At 44.7% G+C, this 10,931-nt stretch carries 8 protein-coding genes; 6 read left to right on the plus strand and 2 right to left on the minus strand.

The features are described from left to right. Nucleotides 1-12 precede the first annotated feature (12 nt). Entirely contained in the window at nucleotides 13-1,842 is a 1,830-nt protein-coding gene (locus ACVA53_RS19455; protein WP_446506011.1) for an ABC transporter ATP-binding protein, read from the minus strand. 83 nt (nucleotides 1,843-1,925) lie between these two features. Here ACVA53_RS19455 and ACVA53_RS19460 point away from each other — a divergent pair, with 83 nt between their 5' ends. From ACVA53_RS19460 to ACVA53_RS19475, 4 genes are all read left to right on the plus strand, one after another. Continuing rightward, nucleotides 1,926-2,384, plus strand: a complete 459-nt coding sequence (locus ACVA53_RS19460) for a GAF domain-containing protein (RefSeq protein WP_446505993.1) — start codon at nucleotides 1,926-1,928, stop codon at nucleotides 2,382-2,384. Between the two features lie 108 nt (nucleotides 2,385-2,492). Next, on the plus strand, nucleotides 2,493-3,137 hold the full coding sequence (proQ, locus tag ACVA53_RS19465; protein WP_446505994.1) for an RNA chaperone ProQ: 645 nt from the start codon (nucleotides 2,493-2,495) through the stop codon (nucleotides 3,135-3,137). A 17-nt stretch (nucleotides 3,138-3,154) separates the two neighbouring features. After that, entirely contained in the window at nucleotides 3,155-5,155 is a 2,001-nt protein-coding gene (gene prc, locus ACVA53_RS19470) for a carboxy terminal-processing peptidase (protein WP_255044522.1), read from the plus strand. A 211-nt stretch (nucleotides 5,156-5,366) separates the two neighbouring features. Beyond that, nucleotides 5,367-6,029 (plus strand): lipocalin family protein, encoded by a 663-nt coding sequence (locus ACVA53_RS19475; protein ID WP_255044523.1) that lies wholly within the window; start codon nucleotides 5,367-5,369, stop codon nucleotides 6,027-6,029. Between the two features lie 102 nt (nucleotides 6,030-6,131). Here the strand turns inward: ACVA53_RS19475 and pncB are convergent, their stop codons facing one another. Then, the gene (gene pncB / locus ACVA53_RS19480) at nucleotides 6,132-7,331 is read right to left on the minus strand and encodes a nicotinate phosphoribosyltransferase (RefSeq protein ID WP_255044524.1); all 1,200 of its coding nucleotides are present in this window, start codon (nucleotides 7,329-7,331) and stop codon (nucleotides 6,132-6,134) included. A gap of 424 nt (nucleotides 7,332-7,755) precedes the next feature. On the opposite strand from pncB, the gene pepN reads away from it, so the two are divergent. Next, nucleotides 7,756-10,377 (plus strand): aminopeptidase N, encoded by a 2,622-nt coding sequence (pepN, locus tag ACVA53_RS19485; RefSeq protein ID WP_446505995.1) that lies wholly within the window; start codon nucleotides 7,756-7,758, stop codon nucleotides 10,375-10,377. Between the two features lie 90 nt (nucleotides 10,378-10,467). After that, nucleotides 10,468-10,689: a DUF2835 domain-containing protein gene (locus ACVA53_RS19490; protein WP_446505996.1), complete on the plus strand. Its 222-nt coding sequence runs from the start codon at nucleotides 10,468-10,470 to the stop codon at nucleotides 10,687-10,689. The last annotated feature ends 242 nt before the right edge of the window (nucleotides 10,690-10,931 follow it).

A 10,931-nucleotide genomic window follows, 5' to 3' on the forward strand; every position in this document is an offset into this window, starting at 1 on the left:
AACATGATATTATTATTTCAGGTTCACTCTGGCTACTGGTACTTGTGCTAATGCATCATTTTGATTTTCGGCTGATTGTACAGAACCATAAAGCGTTTGGTACAGGCCTTCCTCGTTCACCAGTTCGTAATGGGTACCGCTTTGGCTTACCTGCCCATCTTCAAGTACGTAGATTACATCAGCTTGTTTAACCGCTGATAAACGGTGAGCAACAATTAGCGTGGTACGGTTGGCCAAAAACTGGTTAAGTGCATGATGCAATGCCGCCTCTGTCGCGGTATCGAGTGCCGATGTTGCTTCATCCAGAATAACGAACTCGGGGTTGGTCAGAACCATACGGGCAATAGCGAGTCGTTGACGCTGACCACCTGATAATTTAATTCCTTGACGGCCTATCTCGGTATCCAACCCTTCCGTCAGGCGCTGGGTAACATCAGTCATTTGCGCAATCTCAAGCGCTTGCCAAAGTTGCTCATCACTGTACTCACCCCCTAATGTCAGGTTGTGGCGCATAGTATCATTAAATAATACAGGGTGTTGTAAGACCACTGCCATTTTGTTACGGAGTGCTTCATAACTGACATCTTCAATCGAATAGCCATTGATTAAGATGTCACCGGCGTCTTTTTGGTAGATACCCAGCAGTAATTGGATCAGTGTTGATTTTCCACCACCAGAAGAACCGACTAACGCCACTCGCTTGCCCGCAGGGATACTAAGGCTCATACCGCGTAGCACTTCTTTATCTTCATCGTATGCAAAATGGATGTTACTGACTTCAATGTCGAGATGATGGTCATCAGTAAACGGATTCACCTTTTGTACTGGACGAACTTCTTCTTCAATGGCAATGAGGCTATTTAAGCGCTGCATGGCAGCCGATGCACTGTACCAAGCAAATTGGATCCCCAGTAGTTCCTGTACCGGACCAAGCATAAACCATAAGTAGCCAAAAACAGCGAACATCTGGCCTATGCTCAAGTCGGTAAACAGCACCATAATCATTGCCATAGCACGGAACAACTCAAAACCGACCAAGAACAGCAAGAAAGATATGCGCCCAGCGGCTTCTGATTGCCATGCGTATTTATCGGCATCACGTCGAATATCATTGGCATTGGACTTTAACTGGCTAAGAAATTCCCGCTCGCGGTTAGCTGCACGCAATTGGTAAATGCCGTCGAGGGTTTCCACCAAGCGCTGTTGAAAGCGTTCGAACGCCTGGTTTTCTTTCTTCTTAAGAGTCTTTACCCGGTTCCCCATTAATTTAGAGGCATAAACCACAATAGGGTTGACCAATAGAATAAAGAGCCCCAGCTGCCAGTTGAGCCATAGCAAAATGGCAGCAGTACCAATAACGGTTAGAAAACCAATAAGGAAACGGCTGAGGGTATCACCCACAAATTTATCGATGGTTTCAACGTCGGTAATGAGGTGGGAAGTGATCCCACCGCTACCGCGCTCTTCATATTGACGCATGCTAATACGACCAAGCTTGTCGATAAGATGCTGTCGCATGTTGTAGGTAATATCTTTGGCCACCAAGGTAAATTGGCGACTTTGCAGGATGTTAAGTGCTTGGCTGCCCACGCGCATTAAAACGACAAATAGCAGAACCAGTAGGATATAAGCGGTTGGTTGGTGCAGGGAGTCCGGTAAAAAATGATTAAGGAAGGCAATACCACCAGCTGGCTTGTCGAGTAGGATCTCATCAACCATCAAAGGCATTAACAGTGGAATTGGGACACTGATAAGGGTTGCGATAAGCGCGATAAAATTCGCGGTAATCAAGCGGGGGCGGTGATGTTTAGCTTGCTTTAATAGCCAAGACCAGTTAATCATTTGGTTTGAACTGTTTTTCACAATGATAATGATTCCCATTATTAATAAAGAAGCCATTCTAACGGCTATAAAAGGAGTAAGCCATGGAAATTAGATCTGTGAACTATCAAACGCTGACGAAACAAGCGGTCGCGTTGATTGAAGATGAGCCAGATCTCATTGCTAATATGTCTAATATTAGTGCGTTACTGGCTATGGAGTTAGAAGAGATTAACTGGGTGGGTTTTTATTTGCTTAAAGGTGACCAGTTGGTGTTGGGGCCATTTCAAGGCAAGCCCGCTTGTGTGAGGATTCCTGTAGGTCGCGGTGTATGCGGTACATCGATAGCTGAAAACAGTGTTCAACGGGTTGAAGATGTCCACCAATTCGAAGGGCATATCGCCTGTGATGCGGCCAGTAATTCAGAAATAGTGGTTCCGTTTTCTGTAAATGGTGAATTGTGCGGTGTACTGGATATTGATAGTCCAATCTTATCAAGATTTAGTCAATTTGACGAAGATGGACTGACTTCTTTGATGAATGAGGTACAAAAAAGACTTTAATTGAATGCTTTCGGTGGTTTTTCAGCGTTAGGTAACTATAATAGCGGAACAATTTCTTTTTGATTAAAGTACTAACGGCGAGGAAACTCGCTTTTGTCAGGAAAGTCCATGGAAAACTCTGAAAAGCTAACGAACAGTAAAGAAGTCATTGCCTACATTGCTGAGCGTTTCCCAAAATGTTTTACTGTTGAAGGTGAAGCGAAGCCTCTAAAGATCGGTATCTTCCAAGATCTAGCAGAGCGTCTAACTGATGACCCGAAAGTAAGTAAAACTCAGTTGCGTACCGCTCTGCGTCAATACACTTCTTCCTGGCGTTATCTTCACGGTGTGAAAGCGGGTGCAAACCGCGTTGACCTTGATGGCAACGATTGTGGCGTGTTAGAACAAGAACACGTAGATCACGCTAAGCAAGCGCTTGAAGAAAGCAAGGCTAAAGTCCGTGCTCGTCGTAAAGAACAAGCAGATGCTAAAGCAGCTGCTAGCAAGGATGGTGAAGCAAAGGCGAAAAAAATTCGTCCAAAAACAGCTAAACCTAAGAACACACAACAAAAAACGACTAAGCTAAATAAAAAGCCTGCAGAAACGACCCGTGCACTGACTGCTGATGAAGTCGTCGTTGGCAAGAACGTTAGTGTTAACTTGGGCAACGGAAACATGCCGGCAACTATCGTTGAAATTAATAAGGACGATGTGCGTGTTCGCCTATCAAATGGTTTGACCATGGTAGTTAAAGCGGAGCACCTGCGTTCGTAAAGGAGAATGCTCGACGCATGAAAGGTCGATTCCGTTTCTCACTGATCGCTGCTGGCATGATGCTAGCAGCGTCAGCGCAAGCCCTTGAGGCGACATACACGTTAAGTGATCTTCCGCAGCTGGTTCCAGAAAAACAGCATGCGACTGCCAGTAAGCGAGTAGCTTCGCGCTTTACTCGTTCACATTACAAGCAGTTTTCACTTGATGACGAATTTTCTTCCAGTGTCTTTACTCGATATATCGAGATGCTGGACTTCAACAAAAGCTTCCTTACGGCTTCCGATATTCGGCAATTTGAAAAATGGGAAGAGCAGCTAGATGATCAGCTCAAAAGGGGTGATACATCAGCAGCTTTCGATATTTTCAATACTCTGCTGAAGCGTCGATATGACCGCTATCAATACGCACTGACTTTGCTTGATCATGAAATCACCTTTGATGCTGATGAAGATATAGTGTTAGACCGTTCCGAAATGGAGTGGGCTAAAGATCGCAATGAACTCAATGAAATTTGGCGCAAACGCGTAAAATACGATGCGCTTAATTTAGATCTTGCGGGCAAAAACTGGGATGAAACTAAAGAGACACTCGGTAAGCGTTATAACAACGCCCTTAAGCGTCTTACTCAAACTCATAGCGAAGATGTATTCCAAATTTACATGAATGCTTTTGCGCGTGAGGTTGACCCTCATACTAGCTATTTGTCACCACGTAACGCCGAACAGTTTCAGTCTGAAATGAACCTTTCATTAGAAGGTATTGGTGCTGTTCTACAAGTGGTTGATGACTATACCGTAATACGTTCTTTGGTCGCAGGTGGTCCGGCTTCTTCCTCGAAGAAATTGGCTGCTGGTGACAGAATCATCGGTGTCGCGCAAGACGGCAAAGACATGATCGATGTGATTGGATGGCGTCTTGATGATGTTGTTCAGCTCATTAAAGGACCAAAGGGCAGTAAAGTTGTTCTGGAAATCCTTCCTGAGGGGAATAACGCAAAAAGTTACGATGTCACTATTGTTCGTGACAAAATCCGCCTAGAAGATCGCGCAGCAAAATCTTCGGTAGAGATGTCAAACGGCAAGAAAATTGGGGTGATTGAAATTCCAAGTTTCTATGTCGGTTTGTCGGAAGATACCAAGAAAGAACTGGCGAAGTTGAACGACCAGCAGGTTGATGGCGTGGTTATCGATTTGCGCAACAACGGTGGTGGTGCACTGACTGAAGCAACAGCCTTGACTGGGCTGTTTATCAACAGTGGACCCGTTGTTCAAGTTCGTGATAGCTACGGACGTGTCAAAGTGAATGGCGATTCAGATGATCGCGTTTATTTTGACGGAGCGCTCACTGTTTTAGTTAACCGCTACAGTGCGTCAGCGTCTGAGATTTTTGCGGCTGCTATGCAGGACTACGGACGTGCTGTCATTCTTGGCGAGCAATCATTTGGTAAAGGAACGGTACAGCAACACCGTTCACTGAACCATATTTATGATTTGTTCGATAAGCCATTGGGCCATGTTCAGTACACTATTCAAAAGTTCTACCGCATCAATGGTGGTAGTACCCAGAATCTAGGTGTTGTACCTGACTTGGCATTCCCAACGGCTGTTGACCCATCTGAAACCGGTGAAAGTGTTGAGGATAATGCATTGCCTTGGGATAGTATCAAGGCGGCGGACTATCAGAAACTCTACAACTTCTCGGCGGTTCTGCCTTCATTGAAAGCAAAGCATGATCAGCGGATAAGTAAGGACATGGAATTTGGCTTTATCCAAGATGACATTGCTAAGTACCGTGATGAGAAAGATATCAACACGATTTCTCTGAACAAGAACAAGCGCATTGCAGAGCAAGACAAAGATGATGCAGACCGTCTAGCGCGATTGAATCAGCGCCAGAAAGCGGATGGTAAGAAAGCGTTTGCCACATTAGATGATGTGCCAAAGGATTATGAAGCACCTGATGCTTATCTAGATGAAGCGGTTGCTATCACGTCTGATTTGTCGAGATCGCAAAGTTAACCTGTGATAATAGGCCTGACCCCAATAAACGGCACCTTTTAAGGTGCCGTTTTTTTATGGATAAAATCAGTTAGCTAGAGAGGAAAAGCGGTGTGTCAGCCCTGAGACAACTGAGAGATAAACACTGCTAAGTCTCAACTTTTACCCTCTAGGGGGTAATTGCCGACTAGGGTTAAATGTAGGTAATTAATTCTGGTGTTAGGGGAATACTATGCTGAAACATGTAATTCTTGCTGTAACGCTGTTATTTTCGACATTTGCTATCAGCGCGCGGTCAACAGATTTGACTGAATTTGATTACCCATTACTTCTGGGAGATTGGTATTGGTTTAGTAATACTGATACAGGTGTTGAAAGTGAAGGTGCAAACTACCGTGCAATGAACATCAAATTTAAATCAAATTATCGTTTCGTCATTCGGCTTCTTCAGATAGATGGCAACGTGGAAGAGTGGGATGGGACATATGATATCGATGAAAGCACGGTTACTTTTCTTTCTCATGGTCAACCCGAGCAGCAGCATAGCTACATGTTAAGCTACAACCAGTTTTTGCTCGATGGTGCTCGTTTCACTAAGTTGGCACCAGAAAACTTGCCGGGTAACTGGCGTTCTTCACAAATTACGGGGAACGATGTTGGTGATGGTGTCTCGGAAATTGCTTTATCCCTTCGTCCAGACTTCTTATTTTCGGCCGAGGTGTCAGGTAAAAACGGAAAGAAAAAAGAGCACAAGGGGATTTACTTTATTGAAGATGATCGCATTGTGTTGATTTATGAAGATGGTCAACAAGATAGCCAGTACAGTTTAGGCAGTAATACCCTGACGCTCAGTAATCAACAATTTGGTATGCAAGCGGTAATGAGAAGGGAGTAGTGCGTAATAGCCTCATTCTCTTACTTGACCCCACTAACACGGTTAACAAAAAAGCGAGGTGAATACCTCGCTTTTTTGTTATCTGTCGATTGATGTGTGCGATTAGCTAACGACTTTAAAGGCTTGTCGAAGTTGCGTCAGGTAATTCTTATCTCGGCAGATACTCTTACCTGGCTCGTCTGAAATCTTCGCAACAGGGCGGCCTTCACATTCCGTCAGTTTCAAAACCACATTCAATGTTTTCACACCAGGCAGATCGCAAGTCAGCTGAGTACCAATACCAAAGCTGGTATTTATACGATGGGCAAAGTGCTTATAGATGTTTAGCGCTTTATCTAACGTCAGGCTATCGGAGAAAATCAAAGATTTGGTTCTTGGATCAATACCCAATGACTGGTAGTGCGCAATAGCTTTTTCACCCCAGGCAATCGGGTCACCGCTATCATGACGTAGGCCGATGAAGCGTTCTGATAAACGAAGGTCAAAGTCACGCAGGAAAGCATCCATATTGATGCAATCGGTAAGAGCGATACCCAACGAATCAGGGTACTCTTGAAGCCAACGGTTTAACGCAAGTTGCTGAGAGTCGGCCAGTTCACCGGACAATTGTTGGTGCGCTTGGAACCACTCATGGGCTTGGGTGCCAAAAGGGGTCAAGTTTTGGGTGCGGGCCAAGTGGTAGTTCGAGGTACCTTTGAACTCTGGCATGTTGTTCTTCAGGTAGTTAACAACCTTGTGTTGAACATCGCGGGAGAAACGTCGGCGCGTACCGAAGTCAACCAGCGAGAACGCGTCCAGATTGATACCTTCATCATTGGCTTTCTGATAAAAGGCAGCCATCTTTTGCTTGAGTGAGCTCAGAGCGTCATCCGTTGAAGATGCAGGGTAGCAATGTTTGCATCGAATTTCGCAGATGATTGCCAATAATGGTACTTCCCAAAGGATAATATCGATCCACTTACCCGTAATGCTAATCGCTAGTTGATCACCCGACGTGTCGATCTTAACTTGCTTGCTATCAAGTTGGAACGATGCGAGGTACTCAAGGTAATCAGCCTTAAAGAAGCTAAGAGTCGACAGGTAGTCTATCTCTTCCTGAGTGAAAGAGAGTCCACCCAGCCGATTGATATGCGCTTGAATCTCTTGGCTATATGGACGGAGATCTTCGTCGCTCCGGCAGTGAAACTCGGCAATAGCTTCAACATTGGGGTATTGATGAAATATGGCTTGCTGCATGTGCAACTTGTATGCATCAGTATCAAGCAGGGAGTCGATAATCCCAGTGTGTCCAAAATGATTCATAACTAATTTGGTTGTATTTTGCAATCCGGTAATTTTACCCTATTTTTAGGCTTGGTTGTCTCAAAATGTTTCAGATTGAGGAAAAAAATAGGGGCAGCAAGATACGCACAAATGCCGTTAACGACAAGCCTGTAGAGGTTTATTGCCAATACACTGTTTAATACTTTGTTTGTACGGTGATCTTGCTGTAAAGCTGAATTTGGGTAACCATTACTGCTTGTAAGCTAAGTATAGTAAAGATGATAAGCTAGCCTTCAAAGCACAACCAGCGAAATCATTGGCTGGATGTGCGTTAATTGACCGGGTGAGTGGACAATTGAGAAACATATCGCCAAATCAGGGTAATAAGCTTGTCTGCACCGGTTTAACGCAGAATAATGGATACATACCGCGACACTAACAGGCGGAAATAAAAGGAATAAACATGGCCGAACAACCAACTATCCAGCCAACGGCAAAGTACCGTTCAGATTACCAAGCACCAGAATTTACAATTTCCGATCTCTCGCTAGAGTTTGATTTGCATGATACAACAACCCGTGTGGTCGCGATCAGCAAGGTTGAGCAGCAAGTGGAAGGCGCGAAATCAATGGAGCTTGATGGTGATGCGTTAACTTTAGTTCGCCTTGAAATCAATGGTGAAAGCTGGACAGATTATGCAGAAAGCGAAGGTAAGCTGACAGTTAACGGGCTACCTGCATCGTTCGAAATGCTGATTGAAACTGAAATCAATCCAGAAGCAAATACGTTGCTTGAAGGCTTGTATAAATCAGGCGGTGCATACTGTACTCAGTGTGAGGCCGAAGGCTTCCGTCGTATTACCTATTACCTAGACCGCCCTGATGTATTGGCTCGCTTCACCACTAAGGTGATTGCAGACAAAGCACAGTACCCATATCTAATGAGTAATGGTAACCGAGTTGACGAAGGCGATTTGGATAATGGTCGTCACTGGGTACAGTGGCAAGACCCATTTCCGAAACCAAGTTACCTGTTTGCATTGGTTGCCGGTGATTTTGATGTTCTGAGAGATAAATATACCACTGTTAGTGGCCGTGATGTTGCGCTTGAAATTTTTGTCGACAAGGGCAATCTTGATCGCGCTGAATATGCCATGACTTCATTGATTAACTCTATGAAGTGGGATGAAGAGCGCTTTGGCCTAGAGTACGATCTCGACATTTACATGATCGTAGCGGTAGATTTCTTCAACATGGGGGCAATGGAAAACAAAGGGCTTAATGTCTTTAATTCCAAATACGTACTGGCCAATGCGAAAACGGCGACAGATACCGACTACCAAGGTATTGAAGCGGTGATCGGCCACGAATATTTCCATAACTGGACAGGTAACCGAGTCACTTGTCGTGATTGGTTTCAGCTAAGCCTGAAAGAAGGCTTGACTGTTTTCCGTGATCAAGAGTTCTCTTCAGACCTAGGATCGCGGCCGGTAAACCGTATTAATAACGTACGTATCATGCGTGGCCCACAGTTCTCTGAAGATCGCGGACCGATGTCACACCCGATTCGCCCAGATAAAGTGATAGAAATGAATAACTTCTATACTTTGACTGTGTACGAAAAGGGCAGTGAAGTTATTCGCATGATGCACACCTTACTTGGTGAGGATAAATTCCAAGCGGGTATGAAACTGTACTTCGAACGCCATGATGGCACCGCGGCAACCTGCGATGATTTTGTTCAGGCGATGGAAGATGCATCTGGGGTTAGCCTAGAGAAATTCCGCCGTTGGTACAGCCAATCAGGAACACCGGTTGTACATGTTGAGACAGAATATCTTGAACAAGAAAACCGTTACCGTGTCACGGTTAAGCAGCATACTGCGCCAACACCAGGTCAGCAAGAGAAGCAGCCGCTACATATACCGTTTGATGTCGAGCTGTATGGTGCACAGGGCAATGTCATTCCGTTACAGTGTAATGGCCAGTTGGTCCACAATGTACTGGATGTCACTGAAGCAGAGCAAGAGTTCATCTTTGACGGCATTGAAGAGCAACCCGTTATTTCCATGCTGCGTGAATTCTCAGCACCGGTGATCTTGGAGTATGATTATTCAGATGCAGAATTGACCTTCTTGATGGTTCATGCGCGTAACGAGTTTGCCCGTTGGGATGCAGGTCAAATTTTGTTGGCTAAATACATCAAGCAGAATGTCATTCGCTGCCAGAATGGTGAGTCTTTTGAGTTGCCTGAGCAGGTGGTAGACGCGTTCCGTGGTGTGTTGCTTGATGAAAAGCTAGACCCTGCATTTATTGCCGAAATGCTAACACTGCCAAGCGAAAATGAAGTAGCGGGTTGGTATAAAACCGTTGATGTTGATGCGATCAATACCGTTATGGCTGAGCTTGAAAAAGTCTTAGCTGTTGCGATGGAAGATGAGTTCAGTGCTATTTACCACTCGCTAACACAAGCGGCGTATACCATTGAGCATGAAGCGATGGCAAAGCGTTCACTTCGTAATACGTGTTTGGCTTACCTTGCGCTTACAGAGCAAGGAAATAGTCTAGTGGCTAAGCAGTATCAAGCATCAGACAATATGACAGATACGATGGCGGCAATGGCTGCAGCAAATGCCGCAGAACTGGCTTGCCGTGCAAGTCAAATGGCTGACTTCAGTGACAAGTGGACTCAAGACGGCTTGGTGATGGACAAGTGGTTTATTTTGCAGGGTAAGAACCCTGCGGAAAATGCATTGGAAAATGTGCGTGAAACCATGAAGCACAAAGCGTTTGATCTGAAAAACCCGAATCGTACTCGCAGCTTGGTGGCCAGCTTATGCGGTAATAACCCAGTACGCTTCCACGCTAAAGATGGTTCTGGTTATCAGTTCTTGACAGAAATCCTGACTGTCTTGAATACCAGCAATCCACAGGTCGCTTCTCGTCTGATTGAACCATTCCTGAAGTACCGTCAGTACGATGAGCTACGTCAGAGCTTGATGCGCGCCGAGCTAGAAAAGCTGTCTCAGTTAGATAACCTAGCTAAAGACCTGTTTGAGAAAGTTCAAAAAGCACTTGAGCAGTAAACAGTAATCACACTATAAAGGGGTAAGGTATCTTGCCCCTTATTTATAATTTCATTTATATACCCACTAACACTATCTGAATCTTGTCCCATGAAAGCCTATACCTTTTCTATGCACATTACTTATCAGCAATTTCTCCAGCACTATTCAGGCGCAGCCAGTCATGTATTAGTCATGACTGAGAACGGTTTGCGTCTGCAGTTACCCGCTGCGCGGTTACGACCATTTCTAACTCAGCTGGGGATACGTGGGCGATTTAGAGTCATGGTTTCAGAGGCAAATAAACTGCAAGCCATTGAACAGATTTCGTAATGGAATGTTGATGTGTTTCTAACATTTAGCCAAGGTCACCACAATGGGTACTCGCATCTTTACTTTACTCTTCGTACTAATTCGGTGAGAGGGACATAAGAAATAGTCATCGCTAGGGCTAGGAAAAATAACCATAAAATAAATGGTTATACCAGTTTTTACGTGTTACATCGTATCATAGTGCTAATTTCATCAGCCTTAGAAAAACCCTCCAGTCAAAATCTCTACCTTAGTCACATATT

Source organism: Photobacterium sp. DNB23_23_1 (genome assembly GCF_052873815.1).